We start from the raw sequence: 26596 nt of genomic DNA, 5'->3' as shown, positions 1-26596 counted from the left end.
CAGCGGCTTGGGTTGACGGCATGCGGATCGAGATCGTGGTGTTCGACGGCGTCGACGAACTGGACGTGCTGGGACCGTTCGAGGTCTGGAGCCTGGCCGCCGGCCGCTCCGAGCTGGAGGTCGCCCTGGTCGGGCTGGACGGCCCGGTCGAGGTGACCGGTCATCACGGCCTGCAGTTCAAGGCTCCGGCCGGGCTGGGCGAACCCAGCGCCGTCTTCGTTCCCGGCGGCGGCTGGCTCAACCGGGCGGAGCGGGGCTCCTGGGCAGAAGCGCGACGGGGCGTACTCCCGGCACGGCTGGCCGAGCTGGCGCCACGACTCGACTGGATCGGCGCGGTCTGCACCGGCTCGATGCTGCTGGCCGAGGCCGGTCTGGTGAAGGGCCGGGCGGCCACCACGAACCGCAACGCGTGGGCCGAGTTCGAGGAGTTCGGCCCGCGGCTGAAGCAGAACCGGGTGGTCGACGACGGCACGCTCGTCACGGCGGGCGGCATCACGTCCGGGATCGACCTCGCCCTGCACATCGTCGAACGCGAGCTCTCGGCCGAGCTCGCCGACGGGGTCGCGGCGTCGATGGAGTACACCCGAAACCGCGACGTCCACGGCGGCTGACCTCACCGCCTTCGGAGCAGTACCCCTCGGCTGCCGCGTTTACGCAGGTACGCGCGGCCGTTCGCGACCGGCTCGAGCCGTGGTCCGACCAGGTCCACCTGGTCCTCGACGATCCAGCCGGCCGGCCAGGTCTGCGCGGCCAGCTTGTCGGGCTCCATCGAGACGAACAACCGGTCCGTCGGGAACCGCCCGACCATGGCCAGCTCCTGCTCGTAGTACAGAAGCTCGATCAGCAGGTACGCCGAACCGGTGAGGCGTCGCGTGGTCGCCAGGTCCTCGAAGCTGTGCGGGAGGATCCGGACGTCGCCGCCGGTGGTCTCGCGGAGCCGGGTGAGGAAGGCCTGGTTCGGTTCGGTGGCGTCGACCGTGAACCCCTCGGCCAGCAGCCGCCGGGTCAACGCGCCCTCACACGCACCGACCTCGATCACCCGGCCGGCCGCGGGATCGAGGTGCCGCTTCACCCACGAGACCGTCGCGTCCAGCCGTTCCCGCTCGTACGGCGAGGTGGCGAAGTCCCACGGATCGCTGACGAGCGCGGCGTCCTCGCCGAGACCACGCATTGCCGCGAACATCCGGGTCCGCTGATCCGTGTCGGCGGCGAAGAACCGCTCGACCGCGGGCACCCGGTTGGTGGTGAGCGCGTCCTCGTCGTCGGCCGGCAACGCGAGCAACGCGGCCGCGTGGGTGTTGACGAAGTCCAGCTTGGCCTCGACCAACGGTGGCGGCAGCCGTTCGTCGGCCTCGGTGAGCCACTGGAACCAGGGCGCGTCGCCGACCGCGTGCAGGACCCGCGCCTGCCGGATCAGCCCGGCCAGCTCGTACCCCCAGCGGCCGCGGCGTTCGCGGTTGTCGGCGGGGTTGTGGGTCCAGACGGTCGCGCTGACGCCACCGGTCTCCAGCGTGATCGTGTCGGCGGCGGTCTCCGGCGAGAACGGCTTCACGCCGTCGTCCGAGGAGTGCAGGAATTCGGCCACCGCGGCGAGCCGGCCGGACAGGGATCCGCCGGCTGGGAGTTCGAGATAGGCACCACGCCCGGCGATCAGCAGATGCGCCGCACGGCCGCGGTCGGGATCGAGGACGGACAGGAAATCGACGACAACATCTTCCGGGCGGAGTACGGCGATCACATCGATCATCCCGGACTAGTTTATGCAAATTCCCTGCAAAAAGCTGGCCGGAGCGTGTCGGTCTCCCCCTCCGCCGGAGAAGGGGAGACGACGATCCGGTGAACCCGCTCAGCCGGCCAGCTGCGGGTAGAGCAGGGTGAGGTCGCCCGACAGCCCGGCCTTGGTCTGCCGCGAGGTCTCGTCGGCGAGCACCTCGTAAGCTCCCGCCTCGACCCCGTCCAGGGCGGCCTTGGCGATGTCGGCCGGGTTCTCCTTCGGGGCGGTGACGGCGGCGACCATCTCGGTGTCGACGTAGCCCATGTGCAGGCCGGTCACGCCGATGCCGCGGTCCAGCAGTTCCAGCCGGATCGCGTTGGTCAGCTGCCAGAACGCGGCCTTGGTCGCGGCGTACGCACCGTGCCACGCGACCCAGGACAGGGCCGAGTGCATGTTCAGCAGATGGCCGCCGCCGTTCCGCTCGATGACCGGGACGAACGCGCGGGTCAGGTTCAGCGGGCCGAAGAAGTTGACGTCGAAGACCTGCCGGACGGCGGCCTCCGGGGCGTCCAGGTAGGTGTCCGGCGAGCTCGCGCCGGCGTTGTTCACGAGCACGGTGACGTCGGGCGCCGCCGCGACCAGGGCATCGATCGAGGCCTGGTTGGTGACCTCCAGCGGCAGGGTCACGACGCGCGGGTCGTCGCTCGGCTTCGGCGCCCGCGCGGTCGCGTACACCTTGCGGACGCCGCGGTCGAGCAGCTCGTCGACGATGGCCTTGCCGATACCGCGGTTGCCGCCGGTGACCAGGACGACGGCGCCTTCGAGAGTGGTCATGGAATGTGCTCCTGACAGGTGGGAACCGATCTGTTTCCCTCGACTATAAACAGTTCGGTTTCCTCAGCCAAACCGAGCCGGTACGCTCGGTGCATGACGACCTCGCCGACACCCCGCGAGCGGCTCCTGGACGCCGCGGCCGACCTCTTCCACCGCGACGGCGTGAGCATCGGCGTGGACGCGTTGTGCAAGGCGGCCGGGGTGTCGAAGAAGTCGATGTACCAGCTGTTCCGCTCCAAGGACGAGGTGATCGCGGAGAGCCTGGCCAGCCGCGGTCCGTACTACCAGGCGATGCTGCTGCCCAGCCCGGACGACGAGCGGCCGGCCCGAGCCAGGATCCTGGCCGTGTTCGAGCGCCAGGACGAGTTGGCTGCCGGAGGCAACTACCTCGGCTGCCCGTTCGTCAGTACGGCGGTCGAGCTGAAGAATCCGGAGCACCCCGGCAGCGTGGTCGCCCGGCACTTCAAGCAGCAGCTCACCGACTTCTTCCGCTCCGAGCTGGCCGCGGCCGGGGCCGAGGACCCGGACGGCCTCGCGATCCAGCTGACGCTGGCGTTCGACGGCGCGAGTGCCCGGGCCGTGGTTCGCGCGCAGGCGCTCAACGGAGTCGGGATCCGGCTGGCTGCGACGATGCTCGACGCCGCCGGGATCCGGGACGAGGAGCTGGCGGGCCACCGCCGCTAGGTACCAGGTCGCCGGTTACGCAACGTAGTACCGGTGGCTCTGTCCGCGGGGTCTGAGGGCGGCCTCGGTGGGACGAGATCGCTGGTTGTTCCAGCGATCGTGGGACGGATCCGAGTTTTGTTCCACAGTGAAGTAATCTCACTTCTGGTCTTGACGTGTTTACGGTGCGTCGTCAAACTTTCGAAAAGATCCTGCGGTAGTGGGGGAATCGCAGGGTTCTACCGCCCCGTAGAACAGGACATCCGCCCATGCGAAAGAAAGCAGTGCTCCTTGCCGTGCTGTCCGCGGCACTGATCGCCGGGACCCTGAGCACCCCGGCCCTCGCGAGCCCGGCCGCACCCGACCGGACCGCCGCCGTCAACGCCCCGCAGGCGCCCGCGACCTTCACCCATCCCGGAGTCGGGGTCAGCCGGCCCCAGCTCGACTTCGTCCGGGCGAAGGTGCAGGCCGGTGCGCAGCCGTGGACGAACGCCTTCAACCAGGCGAAGAACAGCGCGTACGCCTCCCTGAGCCGGACTCCGAAGCCGCGTGCCGTGGTCGAATGCGGCTCGTACTCGAACCCGAACTACGGCTGTACCGACGAACGCGAGGACGCGATCGCGGCGTACACGGACGCGCTGATCTGGTACGTCACCCGCGACGATCGCTATGCGCAGAAGGCGATCCAGCTGATGGACGCGTGGTCGGCGACGATCCGCGACCACACCAACAGCAACGCGCCGCTGCAGACCGCGTGGGCCGCGTCCTCCTGGCCGAAGGCGGCCGAGATCATCAAGCACGTGTACGGCGACTGGCCGAACGCGGGCCGGTTCGCGACCATGCTGCGCAATGTCTACGTCCCCGAGATCTACAACGGCTCGAACTCCAACGGGAACTGGGAATTGAGCATGACCGAGGCCCTGCAGGGCATCGGCGTGTTCCTGGAGGACCGTGGCATCTACGACCGGGCGATCTCGCTGTTCCGGGTCCGGACGCCCGCCTTCGTGTACCTGGAGTCCGACGGCGCGTTGCCGAAGACGAAGCCGGCCCAGAACCTCGACACCCGGGACAAGATCGTCGCGTACTGGCAGGGGCAGTCCACCTTCGTGAACGGGCTGACCCAGGAGACCTGCCGCGACTTCGTCCATACCGGGTACGGCATCTCGGCGATCTCGCACGTGCTGGAGACGTCCCGGATCCAGGGCATCGACCTGTACCCCGAGTTCGGCGCCCGGTTGCAGCACGCCCTCGGCTTCCAGGCTCGCTGGGAACGCAACCAGGAGCCGGTCCCGTCCTGGCTGTGCAAGGGCAGCGTCGAGCGTGGGCTCGGCCCGATCACCGAGGTCGGCTACAACGCGCTGCACACCCGGCTCGGGATCGCGATGAGCAACACCCAGGCGCTGACCGAGTCCCGTCGTCCGGCCGGCTCGAACAACCTCTTCGTCGCCTGGGAGACCCTCACCCACGCCGAGAACCCCAGCTGAGCCACCGGCGGGCGGGTGACTGCCGACCCGTCCGCCGGTCCGCGCCCCGGAGGCCACTGCCCGGCCCTCCGGGGCGCGTCACGTCTCGAAGGTCAGATCTGGGCTTGGCCGCGTTTCCAGTAGCCCTGGAAGGAGATCGCGGACTTTGGCAGTCCGGCCGTGGTGACCAGGTGGCGGCGGACCTGCTTGATCATGCCGGACTCGCCGGCCACCCAGGCGTAGTCGAGGTCGAACGGCAACGCGGCCGCCTTGAGGGCCTCGAGCAACGACTGCGGGCCGTCGGCGGGCGCGCCCGCGTGCGCGATCCAGGTGATGTCGGCGGTACCGGGGGTCGGCAGCGGGCGGATGTCGCGGATGTCCGGGACCTCGGCGAACACGGTCGCGTGCACCGACGCCGGCAGCTGCTCGAGAATCCCCGCCAACGCGGGCAGCGCGGTCTCGTCCGCGACCAGCAGCCGCCGAGTACTCGTTGCCGGGGGCACGTAGTCGACTCCGGAGTGAAGCAGGCCCTTGGTGCTGGTGGTGTCGACCGCGAACGGGATGATCAGGCCGACCTCGTCGCCCGGGACGGCCGCGCTGACCCAGGCCGACGCCGGCCCGTTCACGCCGTGCAGGACGAACTCGATGTCGAGCTCGGCCACCTCCGGCCGGAGCGCGCGCACGGTGTACGTCCGCAGGACGAACCGCTCGTCCTCGGGCATCGCGCACCACTGGGTGTACCAGTCCGGGCCGACCGGCAACCGCAGCTCGGCGCCGCTCGGCGGATCCAGCAGGACCTTGATCCGCTGGTCCGGGCCCGCGGTCACTGCCGCCGCGATCCGAGGTGCGACGAAAGTCACCCGGCGCAGGTGCGGGCTGAGGTCCTCGATCGCCGCCACGGTGGCGAGGACGGAGTCGAACGTGATGGGACGTTCGAGCACTGTGGTCATGCCGGTTCTCCGGGTAAGTAGTGACAAAGCAGGGGACCCCGGATGCGTCCCGGTGGCGAGCGGGCTATCCTGAGGCGTCTAGAGGTTAGCCTTACCTAAGAGGATCCCAAAGTCCAATGCCCCCGCTGCCTGCCGCCGCCACCCGGCCGGCTTCCCCCTCCGCCGACGCTGTTCCGACCCGTCGGCCGCGCACGCGCCGAGCCACCCTCGTCGTGGGGCTGCTGGTGTGTCTCGCGCTGCTGGTCGTGGTGAGCCTGCTCAGTATCGCGGTCGGGTCCAAGCAGATCCCGCTCGCGACCGTGCTCGACGCCCTGCGGCACTACGACGAGGCGAACACCGATCACGTGATCGTGCACTCGCTGCGTATCCCGCGGACGCTGATCGGCCTCCTCGTCGGTGCCGCACTCGGCCTGTCCGGCGCGTTGATGCAGGGCGTCACCCGGAACCCGCTCGCCGACCCGGGCATCCTCGGCGTCAACGGCGGTGCCGCCCTCTTCGTTGTCGGGGGCATCTACTGGTTCGGCCTGAACAGCCTGACCGCGTACGTCTGGCTCGCGTTCCTCGGTGCCGCGGCCGCCTCGGTCGCGGTGTACGCGCTCGGCTCGCTCGGGCGGGAGGGGGCGACGCCGGTCAAGCTCGCGCTCGCGGGGGCCGCGATGACGGCGATGCTCGGTTCGCTGACCACGGCGCTGCTGATCGGCGACGTGGACACCTTCGACCAGTACCGGTTCTGGTCGGTCGGTTCGCTGGCCGGCCGCGGTTCGGAGATCGCCAGCCAGGTCGCGCCGTTCATCCTGATCGGGATCGTGCTCGCGCTGGTCTCCGGCCGGATCCTGAACGCGCTGTCGCTCGGTGACGACGTGGCCCGCTCGCTCGGTCAGCGGGTCGGGCTGGCCCGGCTGTTCACCGCGGTCACGGTCGTCCTGCTCTGCGGCGCGGCGACGGCGGCCGCGGGACCGATCGGTTTCGTCGGACTGACGATCCCGCACATCGCCCGGCTCTTCACCGGTCCCGACTACCGCTGGATCCTGCCGTACTCGATGCTGCTGGCCCCGATCCTGCTGCTCGGCTCGGACGTCATCGGCCGCGTGGTCGCCCAGCCGGGTGAGCTGCAGGTCGGCATCGTCACCGCCGTGATCGGGGCGCCGTTCTTCATCGCGCTGGTCCGCCGCCGGAAGCTGGCGGACCTCTGATGGCCGGGCTGACGAAAGCCCCGCAGCGGCCGCAGGACCTGTCGCCCGCCGAGGTGATCGCGCACGCCCGCGCGATCCGGCAGGCCCGGTCCGTGCTGGTGATCGGCGTCCTCGCGGTCGCGGTGTTCGCCGCGTTCTGCGTCTCGCTCTCGCTCGGTGACTTCAAGATCCCCGTCCTCGACGTGGTGAAGACGTTGTTCGGCGCGGGCGACCGGGCCACCGAGTTCATCGTGAACCGGCTCCGGCTGCCGCGCGCCCTGACCGGTTTGCTGGTCGGCGCCGCGCTCGGGATGTCCGGCGCGATCTTCCAGAGCATCGCCCGGAACCCGCTGGCCAGCCCGGACATCATCGGGGTCACGTACGGCGCCAGCGCGTTCGCGGTGTTCGCGATCATCACGCTCGGCCTGACCGGGCCCGCCGTGTCCGCGCTCGCGATCGCGGGGGCGTTGCTGACCGCGTTCGTGATGTACCTGCTGGCCTGGCGCCGCGGGGTGTCGTCGTACCGGCTGATCCTGGTCGGGATCGGGATCGGCGCGATCGCCACCAGCATCACCTCGTACCTGCTGACCAAGGCGCGGGTGGAGATCGCCCAGCAGGCACTGATCTGGCTGACCGGCAGCCTGAACGGGCGGGACTGGTCACACGTGCGCTCCCTCGCGATCACGATCGTGGTGCTCGCGCCGATCCTGGTGGTCCTCGTCCACCGGCTGCGGATCCTGCAGCTCGGCGACGACACGGCGTCCGGGCTCGGTCTGCGGGTGGAGGGATCGCGGCTCGGGCTGATCGTGCTCGCGGTCCTGCTGGCCGCGGTGGCGACGGCGGCCGCGGGACCGATCGGGTTCGTCGCGTTCGTGGCGCCGCCGATCGCGCGCTGGCTGAGCCGGTCGCCGGGTCCCGCGATGATCGCTTCCGCGCTGGTCGGGGCGCTCGTGGTGAGCTTGTCCGACCTGATCGCGCAGCACGCATTCGGTGACACCCAACTGCCGGTCGGCGTCGTCACCGGCGTCGTCGGCGCGCCGTACCTGATGTTCCTGCTGGCCCGTGCCAACCGGGTCGGGAGTGGTGGCTGAGATGGAGAACCTGGTGGAGGCCTTGGTGGAACACAGTCTGTCCGCGCAGAACCTTGCCGTCGGCTACGACCAGCGGGAGATCATCCACGACCTGTCGGTGCGGATCCCGACCGGGAAGATCACCGTGATCGTGGGCGCGAACGCGTGCGGCAAGTCCACCTTGCTGAAGACGCTGGCGCGGTTGCTGAAGCCGTCGAAGGGCACGGTGACGCTGGACGGCAAGAGCATCCAGCAGGTGTCCACGCGGGAGGTCGCGACCAAGCTCGGGTTGTTGCCGCAGTCCCCGACCGCGCCGGAGGGCATCACCGTCGCCGACCTGGTCGGCCGCGGCCGGTACCCGCACCAGGGCTGGATCCGGCAGTGGACCAAGGCCGACGACGAGGCGGTCGCGGGCGCGATGGAGTCCACCGACGTGCTGGAGATCGCCGACCGGCCGATCGACGAACTGTCCGGCGGTCAGCGGCAGCGGGTCTGGATCGCGATGGCGCTGGCGCAGGAGACCGACATCCTGCTGCTCGACGAGCCGACCACCTTCCTCGACCTGACCCACCAGTTCGAGGTGCTGGACCTGCTGGTCGACCTGAACCAGCGCGACGACCGCACCATCGTGCTGGTCCTGCACGACCTGAACCAGGCCTGCCGGTTCGGCGACCACCTGATCGCGATGAAGAACGGCGACATCGTCTGCGAGGGCAAACCCTCCGAGGTGATCACCGAAGCCGTCGTCCAGGACGTCTTCGGCCTCGCCGTCAAGGTCATCCCCGACCCGGTCGCGGGCTCCCCGATGGTCGTCCCCATCGGCCGCCACACCACCCGCCAGGACGAAACCCCGTCGCCGGTGGCGAACCCGGCAGCCAAAGCCCTCGCAGCCAGCGCAGCCGCCAACGGAGTCTGCCGCCCCACCGACCGCTGAGTACTCCTAGTGGCTCACGCCGCCTTGCGGTGGCGGGCCTGGTGGACGGTGAGGCCGGCCAGGAGCGCGCCGAGGGTTCCTAGGGTCAGGTCGCCGAGGGTGTCCGTGTAGGCGGTTTGGAGCTCTGCGGAGTGGCGGATGAAGGCGTAGTACTCGCCGACTTCCCAGACCACGGCCGCGGTGGCGCCGAAGCCGAGGGCGGCGAAGGTGGTCAGGCCGCGGGACAGCGTCGGGGTCGCGAAGGCCAGGAGGACGCCTGCGGTGAGGAGGCCCCAGAGGAGGAAGTGCATCGCGTCGTCCCACCAGGTGACGGTGTCGAAGAGGTTCAGGCGGTTGCCGATCAGGTCGACCAGCCACGGCAGCGTCATCAGCAGGTCGGCGGCCCATGGGAAACCACGGTGCAGCTTGCTCCGCGTCCGGCCGTAGGCCCACCACCACAGCGGGAGCACCATCGCGCCGAGTGGGTAGACGACGAGCCGTGCCGTGGAGGCCTTGCCCTTGATACCGCTGAGGTCCGGCCAGATGAGGGCCGAGAGCAACAAGGCGGAGAGGGCGAGCTTCGCGGCCAGGGCGGCGTACCTGGTCAGGTTCGAGGCGCGCCGTACGGGGACGGTGGTGGCAACCATCGTGGTCATACCTCCAGTCAAGCCGGTCGCGGACCGGCGCGCCTGAGTACAACTACGCGAAAGCCCCCGGTCGCGTCATTGTGACGCACCCGGGGGCTTGGCGGTTGGAGGTGAGCTCAGCTGACGCTGACCAGGTCGACCACGAAGATGAGCGTCTCGCCGGGCTTGATCGCGCCGCCCGCGCCGCGGTCGCCGTAGGCCAGGTGCGGCGGGATGACCAGCTTGCGCCGGCCGCCGACCTTCATGCCCTGGACGCCGGTGTCCCAGCCCTGGATGACCTGGCCGACGCCGAGCTGGAAGGCCAGCGGCGCGCCCCGGTTGTACGACGCGTCGAACTCCTCGCCGGTGGAGTGGGCCACGCCCACGTAGTGCACGTTCACCCGGGAGCCGGCCTTCGCTTCCGCGCCGTCGCCCTCGGTGATGTCGGTGATCTCCAGATCCGCCGGCGGCGGCCCGTCCGGAAAGTCGATCTCAGGCTTGTCAGTCATGTCACCAGCTAAGCAGATCCCGGACGCCCACCACTCACCAACCTCCGTCCCACGCCGTCGTCACCGCGTGATGCCCCGACGACCGGATGCGGGGAGGGGAGTTGGTGAGTGGTGCAGGTCCGCCGGGTCAGGGAACTGCCAGTACCTCGCGCAGCTTGGCCGCGAACTCGGCCGGCTTCCCCGGCATCCCGTACTCGTTGCCGAGGAACCCGCCGTGGTTGCTCGGGAACACCACCGGGGTGAGACCGAGCCGGCCGGCGATCGCCTCGCCGCCGCGCCGGGCGAGCTGCGTGTTCGACTCCTCGCCGACCGCGACGACGATCCGGTCCGCCGACTTGCCGAGTGCCTCCACGTCCGGCTGGTACGACGTGCAGCCGCGCAGGTTCTGCCCGAGCAGCGCGTCGTCGCGGGAGCCGTCGTCCTCGGTCGGCAGCCCGAACATCGCCGGATCCGGGGCCGGCTGCTTCACGTACTCGTCGGTGAACTCGCCCTCGAAGCTGGTGATCGCGATGAACTTCGCCATCCCCGCGCCCATCCCGTCCCGCTGGTACGTCTGGTAGATGTCCTCGCACGCGGCGAGCGCGCCCGCGCTGTCGGGCAGCAGTCCGGCCAGCGGGGGTTCGTGCGCGACCAGCCGGCGAACCAGGTCCGGCCGCTTCGCCATCAGGGCGAGCGCGTTCACGGCACCACCGCTGCTCGCGAAGAGGTCGACGGGTCCGGCGTCGAGTGCCTCGATCACCGCGACCAGGTCGTCGGCGTGCTGCTCCGGCGACAGTTCCCCGGCGCCGTCGCTGCGTACGCTGCGCTCCACCCCGCGCGGGTCGTACGTGACGACGGTGCGGTCCTCGAAGTGCGAGGCCAGCGTCGGGAACCCGCTGGCGCCCATCGGCGAACCGATCATCAGCAGCACCGGCTGCTCCCGATCCGCGAGGTCGCCGCGGACGTCGTACGTCAGCGTCGCCCCCGGGACGCCGAGAGTGCGGGTGACAGGATCCGGCATGACAACTCCTTCATGTGCTCGTGGACCGAGCGGTCCCCTCCTCAGATCGCGAGCCTAGAACGACCGGCCGGTTCTGGACAGCACCCGCGCGGCTCCGGCCTGGACCGGATCGGCACTAGGGTCGGGATACATGCGGAAGAAACTCGCCGTCCTGTCCACCGTTGCCGTGCTTCTCGCCGCGGCGACCGCCCTCACCGTTCAGCGCGACTCCGACGCGAGCACGGCCGGTCCGGTGGCGGAGAACTACGGCCAGTACTCGTTGATGTTCGAGCGCTCCGCGGGCCAGTACTGGGCGGGTGGTACGGCCGCGGGCCAGTGGGCCTGGACGCCGCAGTCCGCGACCAGCTCCGACATCTCCTGGGGCGACCCGAAGGCCTGGCCGCCGAAGTCGGCCGAACACTTCGTCAAGGAAGGCGACTGGGTCCTGCTCGACGGCTACTCCGACGGCGCCGGTCGCCCGTTGACCCAGGTCCAGCGCGTCACCTCGGAGAAGATCGGCGCCGCGGACTGCACCGGGATGCAGCCGATCCCGTCGTCCGGCGGCCGCCAGCACTACGTCAGGTGGATGATCCCGGCGACCGGGTACTGCCTGGACGCCACCGGCACGATCAAGCCCCCGAACGGCTCGACCACGGTGAACTTCCGCCACCTGCAGAAGTGGTCCCCGCCGCACGCGTGCGCCAACGCCACCTTCAAGGATCAGGTCTGCATCACCCAGTTCGAGCAGTGGTGGGACGACAACCAGCACCCGTACTCCCTGCAGCTCAGCCGCAGCCTGGAGATTGCCAAGGGCAAGGGACCGGCCTTCACCAACCGCACCACGGTCCCGGTCGCCTGGAACGCCGAAGCCAAGTACTACTGGCACTACTGACCCCGAGCCGTTGAGCTCGGCGCGGCCCGGTCGGCACAATGGCGGGATGAGCGATCAGGGGGAGTCGCCGGACGCCGGCCGGAGGCGGCCGAGCGTCGGCCGGGAGGCTCGCCGGCTGATCCGCCGGATCGACGCTCTGCAACGCCGTTCGCAGGAGCTGGTCGAGCGGCCGGACGTCCTCCGGGGCCACGCGCGGCAGCAGTTGGGCGCCCTGACCCAGCGACAGGTGCAGAGCGAGCTGGACACCTTGCCGGTGACCTCGTTGCAGGACGTGGTGGGGGCCCGATTCGTCGACGTGCTCGAGCGGGCCCGGTACGCCACGATCGGGCGGCTGGCCGGGGTGTCCGAAGAAGAGCTCATCGCCCTGCCTGGTATCGGGGCGAAGACCGCCGAGAAGATCACCGCCGCGGTGGCGACCGTGGTGCACGACGTCGCCCGGTCGACGCGGTTCAGGTTCGACCCGGATCGGCCGGATCCGCAGCAGCGGGACCTGCTCGCGACGCTGGCCGCGGTACGGCGTGCTGACGCTGCCGCGGCCGAGTTGGTCGGGCCGGCCCGGGAGATGGCCAGTACGGCGCGGACCTTGCTGGACGCCGCGGCACCCGCGCGGTGGGGGATTCGGCTGCTCTTCGCGGGACGGGAGAAGAAGCGGGCCGCGTTGGAGGCGCTCAGCCGGCTCGAGGTGCTCGACGGGCATCCGCGGACAGCCTGGCTGGAAGGCGAACTGGCTCGGCATGCTCGGGTGGATGGTCCCGTCGACGACCGGTTGTGGGGCGACTACGCCGGCAACGCCGCGGCGTACAACGCGACGCTGTCGACGATCGGTGGCGTCGAGGTCCAGGGCGAGGCGGCGCAGGGGTTCGTCCCGGACGAGCTGAGGCGGCGGATCACGGCGGTACCGCTGGACACGAGCTTGGTCCGGTCGACGTTGCGCGGGTACCAGGTGTTCGGGGCGCAGTACCTGATCCACCAGGAGCGGTCGATCCTCGGGGACGAGATGGGGCTCGGCAAGACGATCCAGGCGCTGGCCGCGGCGGCGCATCTGGCGGCCGGCGGGCAGCAGCGGTTCCTGGTGGTGTGTCCGGCGAGTGTCCAGATGAACTGGCTGAACGAGATCGAGAAGCACACCAAGCTGAACGCTCACAACCTGCACGGCCCCGCCCGCGACGGGGCGGCGCAGCGGTGGTTGCGGGAGGGCGGAGTCGCGGTGACGACGTTCGGGACGTTGGGCAGCCTCGACGTCCTGACGGGGCACGAGGTCGCGCTGCTGATCGTGGACGAGGCGCACTACGTGAAGAATCCGAAGGCCGAGCGGTCTCGCCTGGTCGGTGAAGCTGTCGCGTCGGCGCACCGGGTGGTCTTCCTGACCGGTACGCCGATGGAGAACCGCGTCGAGGAGTTCCGGACCCTGGTCGGTTACTTGCAACCGGCCACAGCTAAGGGGCTCAAGGCAACGGCTGCGGTGACGGGTGCCCGCAGGTTCCGGCGTGCTGTCGCCCCGGTGTACCTGCGCCGTAACACCGAGGACGTCCTCACCGAGCTCCCGGACAAGATCGAGATCGACGACTGGGTGCTGCTGACCGAGAAGGACCAGCGCGCGTACGTCGCGGCCGTCCGCTCGGGCAACCTGATGCGGATGCGTCAGGCGGCCTTCGAGTCCGACGACTCGGCCAAGCTCGAACGCATCCTGGAGATCGTCGAGGAAGCACGCGAGGACGGTCGCAAGGTGATCGTCTTCTCCTTCTTCCTGGGCGTCCTGGACCGGATCGGCGCCGGCCTGCGGGGGGATGTCGTCGGCCCGATCCGCGGCTCCGTCCCACCCGCCGAACGCCAGCGCCTCCTCGACACCTTCGCGGCCACCCCAGGCCACGCCGTCATCCTCAGCCAGATCGACGTCGGCGGTGTCGGTCTCAACATCCAGGCCGCCTCGGTCGTCGTCCTCGCCGAGCCGCAGTGGAAACCGAGTACCGAAGAACAGGCGATCGCGCGAGCCCACCGGATGGGCCAGATCCGTACCGTCCAGGTCCACCGCCTCCTGGCCAAGGCCAGCGTCGACGAACGCCTCCGCGAGGTCCAGGCCAAGAAGCGCCTCCTCTTCGACGAATACGCCCGCCAGAGCGAAGCCAAGAACCTCGACCCCCGAGCCGTCGACACCCTCAACCACCTGACCAACGAAAGAAGCCCCATCCAAGACCGAGTAGTCCAAGCCGAACAACACCGCCTAGGCCTAGAGTCACCCCCGTGACCCGCTGGAAGATCCAAGCTGAACGAGTCGTCGACGACACCCGCCGCCTCAAGCTGAGCATCGCCGCGGTCGAACTCCCCGACGGCGTGCAGTTCGAGCAGTACGTCCTGCGCATGCCGAAGGCGGCCATGATGGTTGTCCTCGACAACGATCAGGAGCAGGTGCTGATGATCTGGCGCCACCGCTTCATCATCGACCGCTGGGTCTGGGAACTCCCCGGCGGCTACGTCGACCCGGCAGAGGACCCGGCTGCCACGGCCGCTCGCGAGGTCGAGGAAGAGACCGGCTGGCGCCCCCGCAACGCCAGCCACCTGCTCACCCTCCAACCGTCAGTCGGTACAACCGATGCCGAGAACCTCTTGTACCTCTCGATCGGCGCCGACCACATCGGTACTCCGACAGACATCAACGAAGCCGACCGCGTCGCCTGGCTCCCCCTCGACACCATCCCCACCCGCATCCGATCAGGAGAGATCCCCGGTGCAGCCTCCCTAGCCGGCCTCCTGCACGTCCTCGCCTTCCCACCAAGCTGATCCGTCGGCGTGGGATCGTGCGGGGTATGGGCAGGATCGATTATCTCGACGACCCTGGTGCGCCGGAGGCGAACAGTTTGGTGCCTTCGGCGAATGTTGTCGTGACGGACGAGCATGGGCGGATCCTGCTGATCCGGCGAAGTGACAACGGCAACTGGGCGCTGCCCGGTGGTGCTATGGATCTTGGCGAGACGATCGTGCGGGCGGGAGAGCGGGAGGTCTTGGAGGAGACCGGGATCCGTTGCCGGGTGAATGGTCTCGTCGGGATCTACACCAATCCGAACCACGTGCTGGAGTACACCAGCGACGGTGAGGTGCGGCAGGAGTTTTCGATCGTCTTCACGGCCGAGCTGCTCGACGGGGTACCGACGCCGAGTTCGGAGTCTTCCGAGGTGGTTTGGGTATCGCCGGGTGATATCGACGAACTCACGATGCAGGCCTCGATGAGACAACGCATCGAGCATTCCTCGCGAAGGACGACCGGCCTTACCTCGGCTGACACGCGAACGGCGCCCGGTGAACCCTGGGTGGGTTCGCCGGGCGCCGATTGTTCAGCGAAGACCTGTTACTTCTTGACGGTCTTGTTGTACTGGTCGATCTGGGGCTTGATGGAGTCGGCTGCGGCCTTCATCGCTTGGGCCGGGTCGGTGCCGAGGACCGCTTTCTCCAGGCCGTCCTCGGCGGCTTTGCGGGCCTGCGGCATGACGCCGAGGATGCAGCCGGAGGACGGGTTGGTCGGCTTGGTGTTGTGGAGCTGGGTGATGGCCGTGGTGAACTGCGGGTACTTCGCCACCCACGCCTTGTCCTCGGGGAGGTCCAGGGCCTTCTTGTTGATCGGGAAGTACCCCGTGCCGGTGTGCCAGGCCGCCTGCTGCTCGGGGGAGGAGGCGAACTTCACGAACTCCCAGGAGGCGCGCTTCTCGGCGTCGGAGTGGCCCGGGCCGTCGATCCACATCGAGGCGCCGCCGATGATGGGGCCGCCGGTGTCGGCCGCGGTGAGCTTCGGGAACGGGGCGGTGAGGACGGTGAACTTGCCCTTGGCCGCGTCCAGGTAGCCGCGCAGGGAGCCGGTGGACTCCAGGTGCATCGCGGAGGTGCCGGACTTGAAGACGGCCTGGGCGTCGTCGGTCTTCTTGCCGGTGTTCGGCATCAGGCCCTGCTTGACCATCTGCTGGTACCAGGTGGCGATCTTGACGCCCTGCTCGTCGGCGAAGTTCACCTGGGTGGCGAGGTCCTTGCGGCCGTTCTCGTTGTCGCAGTACGTCGTCCCGGACTGGGCGATCAGCTGCTCGACGAACCAGCCGTAGATCGCGGCGTTGAAGCCGTACTGGACGGTCTTGCCGCCCTGCTTGACGGTCAGCTTCTTCGCGGCGGCCATGATCTCGTCGAGGTTCGACGGCGGCTTCTCCGGGTCCAGCCCGGCCTTCACGAACGCCTCTTTGTTGATGTAGAGCAACGGCATCGAGGTGTTGAACGGCATCGAGTTGAGCTTGTTGTCGATCGAGTAGTAGTTCGCGATGTTCGGCTCGATCGAGTCCAGCGTGTAGCCGTCCTTGTCGGCGAAGCTCTGGATCGGCACGGTCTGCTTGGAGTCGATCATGAACCGCGAGCCGATGTCGTAGATCTGCACGACGGAGGGCGTGTTGCCCTGCTGCACCGACGTCTTGTACTTGGTGATCGTCTCGTCGTAGTCGCCCTGGTAGACGGCCTGGACCTCGATCTTGCCGGTGTTCTTGGCGTTGAACGCCTTCACCAGCTGGTCGACGGCCTCGCCGTTCGCGCCCTTCATCCCGTGCCAGAAGGTCACCTTGGTGACGCCGCTCGCGGTGTCCAGCGCGCTCGCGTCGGGCGCCTCCTGGCCACTGCTCTCGGCGTTCTCGGAGTCACCGCCACCGCAGCCGGCGGCGACCAGGGTGAGGACGGCCAGCAGGGACGCCGCGGTCACCGTACGCCGTTGTCGGACTGATCGCATGTACTCGCCTTTCTGTACTACCGGATGGCGCCCGCGGTCAGCCCGCGGACGATGAAGCGCTGGCCGAAGACGACGATGGCCAGGGTGGGCAGGATGGACAGGGTGACGCCGGCCAGGATCAGGCCGGGGTCGGCCGCCTCGGCGTCGTTCAGCTGGCTGATCCCGATCTGCAGGGTCCGCTTGTCCGCGGAGTCACCGATCAGCAGCGGCCAGAAGAACTGGTTCCACGCGGCCAGGAAGACGTACAGCCCGACCGCGGCCAGGGCCGGCTTGTTCAGCGGGATCAGGATCCGGCGCAGGAACCGCCAGTGCCCGCAGCCGTCGATCGTGGCCGCGTCGCGCAGTTCGGTCGGGAACTGCAGGAACGACTGCCGGAGCAGGAACACCCCGAACGCGTTCGCCAGGAACGGCAGCACCAACGCGATCATCGTGCCCGCGTACGACGCGGTCAGCCGCTCGCCGCCGAGCTCCCAGCCGGTGATGGTCAGGTAGTTCGGCAGCACGATCGACTCCCACGGCACCATCAGCGTCGCGAGGAACAACCCGAACAGCACGGTCCGGCCCCACATCTTCATGAAGACGAACGCGTACGCCGCGAGCACGCTGGTGATCAGCTGGGACAAGGTGATGATCGAGGTCTGCAGGACCGAGTTCAGGTACTGGCGGCCGATCGGGGTCCCGGACGAGGACGCGCCCTCGTAGTTGCCGGTGAAGATGCCGTGCGGGAAGAGGTCCGGGGGATACGAGGAGATCTGCCCGGGGGACATGATCGAGCCGGCGATCACGTAGTACACCGGGAAGATCACCGCCAGCGCGGAGAGGATCAGGACGGCGTACGTGACGATCCGTCCGGCGGTCAGTGGTTGCCTCACTTGTAGTGCACCCGCCTCTCCAGGACGCCGAACTGGATCGCGGTACAGGCCAGCAGGATGACCAGCAGCACGATCGCCTGCGCCGAGGCGGCGCCGAAGTCGCTCGCGTTGTTCGCGAACGCGGTGTGGTAGATCGAGTAGACGAGCGTCTTGGTGGACTGCTCCGGCCCGCCCTCGGGGGTGAGGATCTTGATCTGGCCGAAGCCCTGCAGCGACTGGATCGTCGAGATCACCACCAGGAAGAACAGCTGCGGCCCGAGCAGCGGGAAGGTGATGTACCGGGAGATCCGCCAGCCGCCGGCGCCGTCGAGGGTGGCGGCCTCGTTGATCTCGGTGGGGATCGCGCCGATCCCGGCGGACAGCACCAGTACGTTGTAGCCGATGCTCATCCAGACCGTGGTGATCGCGACGCTGATCAGCGCCCAGTCGGGGTCGGTCAGCCAGCCGATCCGGTCGATCCCGATCCGGCCGAGCAGCCCGTTGGCCAGCCCGATCGCCGGGTTGTAGATGGTGGCGAAGATGACCGAGGCACTGGCCACCGAGAACGCGAACGGCAGCGCGAACGCGGTCCGGAAGATCCGGATGCCGCGGATGTGCTGCTCGAGCAGGAGCACCACGACCAGCGCGCCGAGCACGCCGGGGATCACGGTCAGCAGGACGAACGCGAAGGTGACCCAGAGGATGTGCCGGAACTCCGCCGAGCCGAGCATGTCCCGGTAGTGCTGCAAGCCGACGAACGCGTCCGGCCGGCCGAACAGGTCCGACCCGTGCAGCGACAGCGACACCGACTTGCCGAGCGGCCAGACGATGAACAGCGCGAACACCACGATGCAGGGCAGCAGCATCAGCCACGACAGCAGCGAGGCGGGAGTGGGGCGGCGAGCGGCCACCGCTGGTTCCGAGCGGGTGGCCACCGCGGGCACTGATTCCGTAGTCAAGCGAACACCTCCAGTAAGGCGCAGTCTTACACCGCCCAGGGCCGGACAAACCAAGCACACGCAGGGGGCACCTGGCGGTCCTTTCCCTCCGCGCCTGCGCGGCCGGGGACCGGATGCCTTAGGCTCAGGCGACGTGAAGGTATTGGTCATCGGCTCCGGAGGCCGTGAACACGCACTCGTCTGGGCACTCACCCAGGACCCCGAGGTCGAGCAGGTCGTCGCCGCCCCGGGCAACCCTGGCATCGCGGCGTTGCGCCCGGCGTACGACGGGCAAACGGTCGCTTGCCGCGCGGTGGACATCTCGGACCATGCCGCGGTGGTCGCGCTGGCCACCGAACTGGCCGCCGACCTGGTCGTCGTCGGCCCCGAGGCGCCGCTCGTCGCCGGGGTCGCGGACCCGCTCCGTGAGGCCGGGATCCCGGTCTTCGGCCCGTCCAGGGCGGCCGCCGAGATCGAGGGGTCGAAGGCGTTCGCGAAGGACGTGATGGCCGCCGCGAGCGTGCCGACCGGCCGCGCGTACGTCTGCAAGACCCCCGAGCAGGCCGCCGAGGCGATCGACGCGTTCGGCCCGCCGTACGTGGTGAAGGACGACGGGCTCGCCGCCGGCAAGGGCGTCGTGGTGACGTCCGACCGCGAGGAGGCGCTGGCGCACGCCGCGGCCTGCGAGCAGGTGCTGATCGAGGAGTTCCTGGACGGCCCGGAGGTATCGCTGTTCGCGATCTCCGACGGCACCACCGTGCTGCCGATGCAGCCGGCCCAGGACTTCAAGCGGCTCGGCGACAACGACGAAGGCCCGAACACCGGTGGCATGGGCGCGTACACCCCGTTGCCGTGGGCCCCGGAGAAGCTGGTCGAGGAGATCGTCGAGAAGGTGGTCCAGCCGACCGTCGACGAGCTCCGGCACCGCGGTACCCCGTTCGTCGGGCTGCTGTACGCCGGGCTGGCGCTGACCGGCCGGGGCGTCCGGGTGATCGAGTTCAACTGCCGCTTCGGTGACCCGGAGACGCAGGCGCTGCTGCCGTTGCTGAAGACCCCGCTCGGTGGGCTCCTGCTCAGGGCGGCGACCGGCAAGCTGGCCGACGCCGAGCCGCTGAGCTGGAAGAACGGCGCCTCGGTGGCCGTGGTGGTCGCGGCGAAGAAGTACCCGGAGAAGCCCCGCAGCGGCGACGTGATCACCGGCATCGACCAGGCCGAGGCCGGTGGCGTCCGCGTCTTCCACGCCGGCACCGCGAGCGAGGTCGACGAGGTCGTCACCGCGGGCGGCCGCGTCCTGGCCGTCACCGCGACCGGCAAGGACCTCGACGACGCCCGCCAGCGCGCGTACGCCGGGGTCGGCCAGATCCGGATCAAGGGCTCCCAGCACCGCACCGACATCGCCCTCAAGGCGGCCCGCGGCGAGATCACCGTCTGACCCTGCAACCCCGCGAGCCTCCGGTTCCGTCTTGAGGACAGGAGAGCAGCGGGAGGGCTGATGGTGGAGCGGGACCAGGAGTACGCGGAGTTCGTCGCGTCGGCCGGTACGGCGCTGCGGCGGACGGCGTACCTGGTGTGCGGGGACTGGCACCGGGCCGACGACGTCGTCCAGGACGCGCTGTACAAGCTGTACGTGTCCTGGCCGAAGGTGGTCCGGAGTTCCCACCCGTTCGCGTACGCGCGGCGCGTCGTCGTCAACGCGGCCCTGGACAGCGGTCGGCGCCCCTGGCGCCGGGAAGTGCCGACCGACCGTCCACCCGACCGTGCCCAGCAGTCCGACTCGTCGGCGGCCCATGCCGACCGGGACGAGATCCAGGCGGTCCTGGTCGGCCTGCCGCCGCGGCAACGGGCCTGCGTGGTGCTGCGGTACTACGAGGACCTGTCGGTCGACCAGACGGCCGAGCTCCTCGGCGTCTCGCCGGGCACGGTGAAGAGCCAGGCGGCTCGTGGTCTCGCAACTCTCCGGAACGCCATCGACCAGGCGCGCGAGCGCCGCTCGTGAAGGAGACCGAGATGCCCGAGGACCAGGAGATCGGCGCCGAACTCCACCGCCTGGCGGAGCGTGATCCGCTGGCGCCGCTCGATCCCGAAGCCCTGCTGGTGCGTGGCCGTCGAGGAGTGCGCCGGCGACGGGTACTGGCGGTGGCCGGCGCTGTCGTGGTCACGGCGGTCGCGGCCTCGGTCGCCTTGCTGCCCGGATCGGCCTTCGACCAGGGCGTACCGCCGATCGCGACGCCGTCCCCCTCGGTCCCGGCCTCGCCGCGTCCGGCCACGTCGATCCCCGCGCGGCCGGTGGACGATCCCGCGGTGACCGACGAAACGTTGCTGGAGGCATGTACTCGGCAACTCAACGGCGGCGGTCTGACCGGGCCCGACACCATCGTGGGATGGCAGGTGAAGGCCCGGTCCACCCAGCCGAAGGTGGGGACAGCCTTCGTCGCGGTCTCCCCGGACGGCAAGTCGGTCGCGACGTGCGACGTCTACGGGGCGTCGGCCGACCTCGTCGCGAACTCGAGAAGCGAGTCCCACGTGGTCGGACCCGCCCCGCAGGCGATCGACCCGAACCTGATGGGGACCGGCGCGGCCTGCCCCAGGTCGCTGTGCCGCGGCTGGCTCTTCGTCGAGGCCGGCCGGGTCCCGGTGAACGCGGTCCGCATCGAGGTGGACGCGGGCAACGGCCACAGGACCACCGTCCCGGTGAACGACGGCTGGTTCGCCCTGCTCTGGGCCGGCGGCGCGAACAGCGAGTTCCCCGCCACGTACCGCGCGTACGACGCGTCCGGGAAGGCGCTGCCGCAGGGTGAACCGGCGATCGGCAAGACTCGCGTTCCCTGACACTGACGGGAGACTCGGGTGCATTTTCCGTTGACGCGGGCGCGGTTGGACGTGGTCTTGGACGGGCTCAGTACGGTCTGTGGGCGGCGGCCCGTGGTCGTCGAGGCTGAGGGGGTTGGGCACGAGTGGGCGCCGGTCACGCGGTTGGTGTTCGACGACGAGCTGCCCGGGTTGGGTCTCGACGGTGACGGCGGCCGATCGGTCATCGTCAAGACCCGCCGGGTGGACGGCGAGGGCCACGGCGGCCCGGCGTACCTGCGGCGGGAGGTGGCCGGGTTGCGGACGATCGCGGCCGAGGACGTGGCTGCGCGGGTCCTCCTGGTCGATGACGAGGCCGGGTTGGTCGTTCAGTCGGATCTCGGGGTGTGGCCGACGCTGGAGCAGATCTTGCTCGGCCACGACGCGGAGCGGGCCGCCTCGGCGATGGTCGAGTACGGGCGGACCGTCGGGCGGCTCCACGCGGACACGCTCGGCCGGCGGACGGAGTACGCGGGGGCGCTGGCGGAGTTCGGTGCGGCTGACGTGACGACGGGCGGCAACGTCGGGATCTGGGGTACAAGGCGGTGGAACGTCGTCGAGGAGGCGTGCGCTGATCTGGGGTTTCCCGATGCCCAGGTCGCGCGGGACGACCTCGCGTACCTCTGTTCGCGGCTGGCCGAGCCAGGTCCGTACGCCGCGTTGGTGCACGGTGACCTCAATCCGACCAACGCGCTGGTCACTGATCGCGGAGTGCGGCTGGTCGACTTCGAGGGCAGCGGATTCGGGCATGTCGGCTTCGACACGTCGTTCCTGTACTACCCGTTCCCGCACCACAGCGCGAACTGGTCGATCCTGCCCGACCGGATCACGGCCGCGGCCGGCGAGGCGTACCGCGGGACCCTCGCCGAGGTGACGACGGTCCGCGGGTACGAGGAGATGCTCGCGGTGGGCGCGGCGGCGGCGCTGGCGACCAGGGTTCCCCGGCTGCCGTTGATGGCCCGGACCGACCAGAGCGAGTACGACAGCTGGCGTCGGCGGGCGCAGTTGGTGCACCAGTTGGGGGTGTTCGCCCGGTTGGCGGAGGACGCCGACTGCCTGCGGGATCTGGCCGGCTGGGCGGTGGAGCTGGCCGAGGCGATGAGTGAGCGGTGGCCCGATGCGACCTCGCCGTTGCCTGGCTACTACCGCGCGTTTCGGGCTTGAGCGTTCCCGGTCGTCGTTGGTTACGGTTTCCGGGTGGTGAAGAGCTGGGGTGTACCGGGTGCTGTGCTGCTGTTCGGTGTGTTCGTGACCGCGACGACCTTCTCCGGAGGTTCGCCGGTGGTAGCAGTCGTCGAGGGGCTGCTGTTCCTGGGATTGGCGATTCTCCTTTCCCCGTTGGGGTTTCCGCGCTCTGGTTCGGCACGCGAGGCGGGTGGCGTGGTGGTCTACTGGCGGCCGGGCTGCCCGTACTGCCTGCGGTTGCGGCTGGCGTTGCTGGGCGTCGCGGAGCGGGCGAGCTGGGTGAACATCTGGCGCGATCCCGAGGCCGCGGCAGCAGTACGGGCAGTCGCGGACGGGAACGAGACGGTACCGACGGTGGTGATCGCGGGCGACGCGATGGTGAACCCGCCACCTGGTGAGATCCGGCGGAGGCTGCGGACCGGGTGAGCCTGGGGACGTCAGGTGAACTGTCCACGTTCGGGGACCGTGGTACTTCGGGTTTCCGGGGACCAGCGAGAATGGGGGCGTGTCGAACTCCAGCAAGCCCCGGATCCCCAACGTTCTCGCCTCGCGCTACGCCAGTCTTTCGATGGCTCAGTTGTGGTCGCCGGAGTACAAGATCGTGCTCGAGCGGCAGCTGTGGCTGGCGGTGCTGAGTGCGCAGAAGGACTTCGGGGTCGACGTACCGGACGGCGTGGTCGAGGACTACCGGCGGGTGCTGGAGCAGGTCGACCTGGAGTCGATCGCCGCGCGGGAGCGGGTGACGCGGCACGACGTGAAGGCGCGGATCGAGGAGTTCAACGCGCTGGCGGGGCACGAGCACATCCACAAGGGGATGACGAGCCGTGACCTGACCGAGAACGTCGAGCAGCTGCAGATCCGGGCCGGGCTCGAGCTGGTCCGGGACCGGGCCGTCGCGACCGCGGTGCAGCTTGGCCAGAAGGCGGCCGAGCACGCGGCGCTGGTGATGACCGGGCGGTCGCACAACGTGGCGGCGCAGGCGACCACGTTGGGCAAGCGGTTCGCGTCGGCGGCGGACGAGTTGCTGGTCGCGATCGCGCGGCTGGAGGAGCTGATCGACCGGTTCCCGTTGCGCGGGATCAAGGGGCCGGTCGGGACGTCGCAGGACATGCTGGACCTGTTCGGCGGCCAGGACAAGCTGCTCGCCGGCCTGGAGTCCGAGGTCGCGCAGCACCTGGGCTTCCGGCGGGTCCTGACCAGCGTCGGCCAGGTGTACCCGCGCTCGCTGGACTACGAGGTCGTCACCGCATTGGTGCAGCTGGCGGCGGGTCCGTCCAGCCTGGCGACCACGATCCGGCTGATGGCCGGGCACGAGCTGGTCACCGAGGGGTTCAAGGAGGGCCAGGTCGGTTCTTCCGCGATGCCGCACAAGATGAACACCCGGTCCTGCGAGCGGGTGAACGGGCTCGCCGTGATCCTGCGCGGCTACGCGTCGATGGCCGGTGAACTGGCCGGCAACCAGTGGAACGAGGGCGACGTCTTCTGCTCCGTGGTCCGCCGGGTCGCGCTGCCGGACGCGTTCTTCGCGCTGGACGGGTTGTTCGAGACGTTCCTGACCGTCCTGGCCGAGTTCGGCGTGTACCCGGCCGTCGTCGGGCGCGAGCTGGAGCGGTACCTGCCCTTCCTCACCACCACCAAGATCCTGATGGCGGCGGTGAAGAACGGCGTCGGCCGGGAGACCGCGCACGAGGTGATCAAGGAGCACGCGGTAGCCACGGCACTCGACCTGCGCCAGGGCCTGGCCGCGAACGACCTGTTCCACCGGCTCGGCGAGGACGGCCGGCTGGGCCTGACCGAGGAGCAGATCACCGGCATCGTCGGCGAGCCGCTCTCGTTCACCGGCGCGGCCGTGGCCCAGGTGAACGCGGTCGTCGGCAAGATCGACCAGCTCGCCAAGCGGTACCCGGAAGCCGCGTCGTACTCACCGGCCGACATCCTCTGACCCAGCCGGGACGAGCTCGGCAGCCGGCGTCCACAGCCGAGCCGCGTCCGGTCCGCCGCGGGCCAGCTCGGCCGCGCGGAGTACCTGGATGCGGTACGGCTCGAGCCGCAGGACCTGGAACGCCTCGCTGTCCGGCCCGCCCGGCCAGAACGGCGCAGGCGGGTACCCGACCCCACGCGGCGAGCCCTGTTCGTACAGGTCCCACACGTGCCGGCGTTCGTCGTCGTTGTCGGTCCACCGGGCGATCGCGTCGATACTCGCGGTCTCCTGGCTGCGGTCCCAGTACGAGAACGTGGTGTGCGGGTTCGCCGCCAGGTGCCGGGCCTTCACCGGTGTCCGGAAGGTCGCCAGCCAGCCGAGCGGCTGGTCGCGGTCCAGCTCCCAGACCGCGATGAGGACGCGCGACCGTGGTCGGCCTCGAAGATCGACCGTGGTCATGGTCGTGTAGCGGACCCGGGACAGCACCGCGGCGAGGTCGTCGCGCAACTTGGCATAGGGAACCTTGGTCGTCATCGCAGCACCTCCGTCACGCTCGCGAGCCCGTCGTCGCCGTGGCCGGCTTCGATGGCCCGGTTGATGACCGACCGCACCGGGACGGCGACGTCGGTACCGACGCCGCGGTCGGCGGCGGTCGCGATGAGGTGGTCCACTGCGGCCGCGTACACGGCGAGGGAGCCGTCGTCGTCCGGGTACTGCTTGGCGTCGATCTGCCGGGCGTGGTCGGCGAGCAGTCCGGTCGCGAAGGGCAGGTACTCCGCGGAGATGGCGGCGACCTTCTCCGCCGAGCCGCCGATCAGCGCGACGGCCTGGTAGAACGCGCCGAGCACGCCGAGATTCAGGCCGAGCAACGCGGTGTCCCAGAGCGATGCGTCGCCCGGATCGGTGCCGACCGCGCGGGCGATCCCCAATGCTCGCAGGGTCGGCTCGGCATCGGCGAACGTGGTGGCGTCCCCGGCGTACAGGAACAGGCCGGTGGGATCGCCGACGAGCCGGGTCCCGCTCATCGCGGCGCCGTCGAGGTAGCCGGCGCCGACCCGTCCGGCGAGCACCTGGGTCTGCTCCGGGGTGGTGGAGGTGAAATTGACGACGATCTTGCCGGCGATCGCGTCGCCGGCGGAGTCGAGGACAGCCCGGGCGGCCGCGGCGTCGGCGACCACGAGCGTGATCAGGTCGGCGTCGGCGATCGCCTCGGGGACGGACAGGGCCGGCCGCAGCGCCGGGGTGTCGGCGACCAGGGCGCTCAGCCGGTCGGGGGTGCGGTTCCAGACGGTGGTGGGGTGACCGGCGGCGGCGAAGGCGCGGGCGATGACCGCGCCGAGCGAACCGGCGCCGAGGACAGCTACTCGTTGACTCATGCGGAAGAGTCAAGCGGCCCTTAGGTCACATCGAAATATCTGGACAGCCCAGCCTGATACGAAATCGTCTACGCTGCTCACCATGACCGATACCCTCTCGCGACTCCTCGACGACGTCCGGCCGCTGGGGGTCCTGGTCGAGAGTGCCCGGCTGGAGGCGCCCTGGCAGGTGGGCTGCCCCAATGGTTCCGCGCTCACGGTGGTGACGATGATCCGCGGTTCAGCGGCCCTCGCCGTTGACGGCCGGCCGCCTCAGGTCCTCGCGCCCGGTGACGTTGCCCTCGTCGTCGGTCCGTCCGCGTACTCGCTCTCGGGCGTCGACGGGGACACGGACGACGCGGTCCTGGTGACCGGGGCGTACGACGTCGGCGTCGGCGGGGGAGTGTGCGACCGCGTACTCGGTGGCCTGCCGGCCGTGCTGTTCGTCGAGTCCGGGACCGAGGTCGGCAGCGCGGTGGCCCTGCTGAGCCGCGAGCTCGACGGTGACCGCGCCGGGCGACGGGCACTCCTGGACCGGCTGCTCGACCTCGTCCTGCTCACCGCGTTGCGCGAGTGGCTCGACCGGCCCGACTCGGGCGCACCCCAGTGGTACACCGCGCAGAACGATCCCGCCGTCGGTGCGGCGCTCGCGCTCATGCACGCCGAGCCCGCGTACCGGTGGACCGTCGAGGATCTCGCGCGGCGGAGTGCGATGTCGCGGGCCGCGTTCTCCCGGCGGTTCCGCGACCTGGTCGGCGAGCCGCCGATGTCGTACCTGACCTGCTGGCGGCTGTGCCTCGCCGCCGACCAGCTGCGCCAGTCCCACGACACGCTCGCCACCATCGCCCGGAAGGTCGGCTACGCGAACGCGTACGCGTTGAGCGCCGCCTTCACCCGGTACTACGGCGTCCGCCCGGGCGAGTACCGGGCCGACGCGCGATCGGAATCGGACGCCGCCTGACCC

General features: G+C 69.8%; 27 protein-coding genes and 1 pseudogene. 17 read left to right on the top strand and 11 right to left on the bottom strand.

What is annotated here, in order from left to right; genetic code table 11:
- Nucleotides 1–20: 20 nt before the first annotated feature.
- Nucleotides 21–611, top strand: a complete 591-nt coding sequence (locus FB561_RS06090) for a DJ-1/PfpI family protein (RefSeq protein WP_145803918.1) — start codon at nucleotides 21–23, stop codon at nucleotides 609–611.
- Between the two features lie 2 nt (nucleotides 612–613).
- Here the strand turns inward: FB561_RS06090 and FB561_RS06085 are convergent, their stop codons facing one another.
- Nucleotides 614–1747, bottom strand: a complete 1134-nt coding sequence (locus FB561_RS06085) for an SAM-dependent methyltransferase (protein WP_145803916.1) — start codon at nucleotides 1745–1747, stop codon at nucleotides 614–616.
- A gap of 99 nt (nucleotides 1748–1846) precedes the next feature.
- On the bottom strand, nucleotides 1847–2548 hold the full coding sequence (locus tag FB561_RS06080; RefSeq protein ID WP_145803914.1) for an SDR family oxidoreductase: 702 nt from the start codon (nucleotides 2546–2548) through the stop codon (nucleotides 1847–1849).
- Between the two features lie 93 nt (nucleotides 2549–2641).
- Between FB561_RS06080 and FB561_RS06075 the strand changes: the two genes are divergently transcribed.
- Entirely contained in the window at nucleotides 2642–3232 is a 591-nt protein-coding gene (locus FB561_RS06075) for a TetR/AcrR family transcriptional regulator (RefSeq protein ID WP_145803911.1), read from the top strand.
- Nucleotides 3233–3480: 248 nt separating this feature from the next.
- Nucleotides 3481–4695 carry an alginate lyase family protein gene (locus FB561_RS06070; protein WP_145803909.1) on the top strand — a complete coding sequence of 405 codons (1215 nt, stop codon included), beginning with the start codon at nucleotides 3481–3483 and terminating at the stop codon, nucleotides 4693–4695.
- Between the two features lie 92 nt (nucleotides 4696–4787).
- Here the strand turns inward: FB561_RS06070 and FB561_RS06065 are convergent, their stop codons facing one another.
- The gene (locus tag FB561_RS06065; RefSeq protein ID WP_145803908.1) at nucleotides 4788–5624 is read right to left on the bottom strand and encodes a siderophore-interacting protein; all 837 of its coding nucleotides are present in this window, start codon (nucleotides 5622–5624) and stop codon (nucleotides 4788–4790) included.
- A 116-nt stretch (nucleotides 5625–5740) separates the two neighbouring features.
- Here FB561_RS06065 and FB561_RS06060 point away from each other — a divergent pair, with 116 nt between their 5' ends.
- From FB561_RS06060 to FB561_RS06050, 3 genes are read left to right on the top strand one after another with little or no spacing between them, the layout of a single operon-like run.
- On the top strand, nucleotides 5741–6817 hold the full coding sequence (locus FB561_RS06060) for a FecCD family ABC transporter permease (protein WP_202880552.1): 1077 nt from the start codon (nucleotides 5741–5743) through the stop codon (nucleotides 6815–6817).
- Entirely contained in the window at nucleotides 6817–7887 is a 1071-nt protein-coding gene (locus tag FB561_RS06055) for a FecCD family ABC transporter permease (RefSeq protein ID WP_145803905.1), read from the top strand. The genes FB561_RS06060 and FB561_RS06055 overlap by 1 nt, the downstream gene beginning before the upstream one ends.
- Nucleotide 7888: 1 nt before the next feature.
- Nucleotides 7889–8800: an ABC transporter ATP-binding protein gene (locus FB561_RS06050; RefSeq protein ID WP_145803903.1), complete on the top strand. Its 912-nt coding sequence runs from the start codon at nucleotides 7889–7891 to the stop codon at nucleotides 8798–8800.
- A 14-nt stretch (nucleotides 8801–8814) separates the two neighbouring features.
- Here the strand turns inward: FB561_RS06050 and FB561_RS06045 are convergent, their stop codons facing one another.
- The 3 genes from FB561_RS06045 to FB561_RS06035 form a co-directional block, all read right to left on the bottom strand.
- Nucleotides 8815–9435 carry a DUF2238 domain-containing protein gene (locus FB561_RS06045; protein ID WP_145803901.1) on the bottom strand — a complete coding sequence of 207 codons (621 nt, stop codon included), beginning with the start codon at nucleotides 9433–9435 and terminating at the stop codon, nucleotides 8815–8817.
- A gap of 107 nt (nucleotides 9436–9542) precedes the next feature.
- Complete coding sequence (locus tag FB561_RS06040) at nucleotides 9543–9914, bottom strand: FKBP-type peptidyl-prolyl cis-trans isomerase (protein ID WP_145803899.1); 372 nt, start codon at nucleotides 9912–9914, stop codon at nucleotides 9543–9545.
- Nucleotides 9915–10041: 127 nt separating this feature from the next.
- Complete coding sequence (locus tag FB561_RS06035; RefSeq protein ID WP_145803897.1) at nucleotides 10042–10914, bottom strand: alpha/beta fold hydrolase; 873 nt, start codon at nucleotides 10912–10914, stop codon at nucleotides 10042–10044.
- 130 nt (nucleotides 10915–11044) lie between these two features.
- On the opposite strand from FB561_RS06035, the gene FB561_RS06030 reads away from it, so the two are divergent.
- The 4 genes and pseudogenes from FB561_RS06030 to FB561_RS06015 form a co-directional block, all read left to right on the top strand.
- Entirely contained in the window at nucleotides 11045–11785 is a 741-nt protein-coding gene (locus FB561_RS06030; protein WP_145803895.1) for a hypothetical protein, read from the top strand.
- 46 nt (nucleotides 11786–11831) lie between these two features.
- On the top strand, nucleotides 11832–14030 hold the full coding sequence (locus FB561_RS06025; protein WP_145803893.1) for a DEAD/DEAH box helicase: 2199 nt from the start codon (nucleotides 11832–11834) through the stop codon (nucleotides 14028–14030).
- Complete coding sequence (locus FB561_RS06020) at nucleotides 14027–14563, top strand: NUDIX hydrolase (protein WP_145803890.1); 537 nt, start codon at nucleotides 14027–14029, stop codon at nucleotides 14561–14563. The genes FB561_RS06025 and FB561_RS06020 overlap by 4 nt, the downstream gene beginning before the upstream one ends.
- Nucleotides 14564–14589: 26 nt before the next feature.
- Nucleotides 14590–15003 (top strand): annotated as a pseudogene (locus FB561_RS06015) (NUDIX hydrolase); the annotation flags it as partial.
- 125 nt (nucleotides 15004–15128) lie between these two features.
- On the opposite strand, the gene FB561_RS06010 reads toward FB561_RS06015, so the two are convergent.
- Genes FB561_RS06010 through FB561_RS06000 form a run of 3 tightly spaced genes read right to left on the bottom strand, consistent with a single transcriptional unit; the run spans nucleotide 15129 to nucleotide 18345 of the window.
- The gene (locus FB561_RS06010; RefSeq protein ID WP_145803888.1) at nucleotides 15129–16535 is read right to left on the bottom strand and encodes an ABC transporter substrate-binding protein; all 1407 of its coding nucleotides are present in this window, start codon (nucleotides 16533–16535) and stop codon (nucleotides 15129–15131) included.
- A 17-nt stretch (nucleotides 16536–16552) separates the two neighbouring features.
- Nucleotides 16553–17407: a carbohydrate ABC transporter permease gene (locus FB561_RS06005; RefSeq protein WP_145803886.1), complete on the bottom strand. Its 855-nt coding sequence runs from the start codon at nucleotides 17405–17407 to the stop codon at nucleotides 16553–16555.
- A complete protein-coding gene (locus FB561_RS06000; RefSeq protein WP_238334670.1) occupies nucleotides 17404–18345 on the bottom strand; it encodes a carbohydrate ABC transporter permease in 942 nt (313 codons plus the stop codon). The genes FB561_RS06005 and FB561_RS06000 overlap by 4 nt, the downstream gene beginning before the upstream one ends.
- A 133-nt stretch (nucleotides 18346–18478) precedes the next feature.
- Here FB561_RS06000 and purD point away from each other — a divergent pair, with 133 nt between their 5' ends.
- The 6 genes from purD (at nucleotide 18479) to purB (ending at nucleotide 24298) form a co-directional block, all read left to right on the top strand.
- Entirely contained in the window at nucleotides 18479–19756 is a 1278-nt protein-coding gene (gene purD / locus FB561_RS05995) for a phosphoribosylamine--glycine ligase (RefSeq protein ID WP_145803884.1), read from the top strand.
- Between the two features lie 60 nt (nucleotides 19757–19816).
- A complete protein-coding gene (locus FB561_RS05990; protein WP_145803882.1) occupies nucleotides 19817–20320 on the top strand; it encodes a SigE family RNA polymerase sigma factor in 504 nt (167 codons plus the stop codon).
- A gap of 11 nt (nucleotides 20321–20331) precedes the next feature.
- On the top strand, nucleotides 20332–21153 hold the full coding sequence (locus FB561_RS05985) for a hypothetical protein (RefSeq protein ID WP_145803880.1): 822 nt from the start codon (nucleotides 20332–20334) through the stop codon (nucleotides 21151–21153).
- 18 nt (nucleotides 21154–21171) lie between these two features.
- Entirely contained in the window at nucleotides 21172–22335 is a 1164-nt protein-coding gene (locus FB561_RS05980; RefSeq protein WP_145803878.1) for a phosphotransferase, read from the top strand.
- A 33-nt stretch (nucleotides 22336–22368) separates the two neighbouring features.
- Entirely contained in the window at nucleotides 22369–22782 is a 414-nt protein-coding gene (locus FB561_RS05975) for a glutaredoxin family protein (RefSeq protein ID WP_170284585.1), read from the top strand.
- 79 nt (nucleotides 22783–22861) lie between these two features.
- Complete coding sequence (gene purB, locus FB561_RS05970; RefSeq protein WP_145803876.1) at nucleotides 22862–24298, top strand: adenylosuccinate lyase; 1437 nt, start codon at nucleotides 22862–22864, stop codon at nucleotides 24296–24298.
- Here purB and FB561_RS05965 read toward each other — a convergent pair.
- Complete coding sequence (locus FB561_RS05965; protein WP_145803874.1) at nucleotides 24278–24811, bottom strand: pyridoxamine 5'-phosphate oxidase family protein; 534 nt, start codon at nucleotides 24809–24811, stop codon at nucleotides 24278–24280. The genes purB and FB561_RS05965 overlap by 21 nt on opposite strands.
- Nucleotides 24808–25653 (bottom strand): imine reductase family protein, encoded by an 846-nt coding sequence (locus FB561_RS05960; RefSeq protein WP_145803872.1) that lies wholly within the window; start codon nucleotides 25651–25653, stop codon nucleotides 24808–24810. The genes FB561_RS05965 and FB561_RS05960 overlap by 4 nt, the downstream gene beginning before the upstream one ends.
- Nucleotides 25654–25735: 82 nt before the next feature.
- Between FB561_RS05960 and FB561_RS05955 the strand changes: the two genes are divergently transcribed.
- A complete protein-coding gene (locus FB561_RS05955) occupies nucleotides 25736–26593 on the top strand; it encodes a helix-turn-helix transcriptional regulator (protein ID WP_145803870.1) in 858 nt (285 codons plus the stop codon).
- Nucleotides 26594–26596: the final 3 nt, after the last annotated feature.

This window comes from Kribbella amoyensis (genome assembly GCF_007828865.1).
Taxonomy (GTDB): domain Bacteria; phylum Actinomycetota; class Actinomycetes; order Propionibacteriales; family Kribbellaceae; genus Kribbella; species Kribbella amoyensis.
This window is presented reverse-complemented; position numbering and strand designations above follow the sequence as displayed.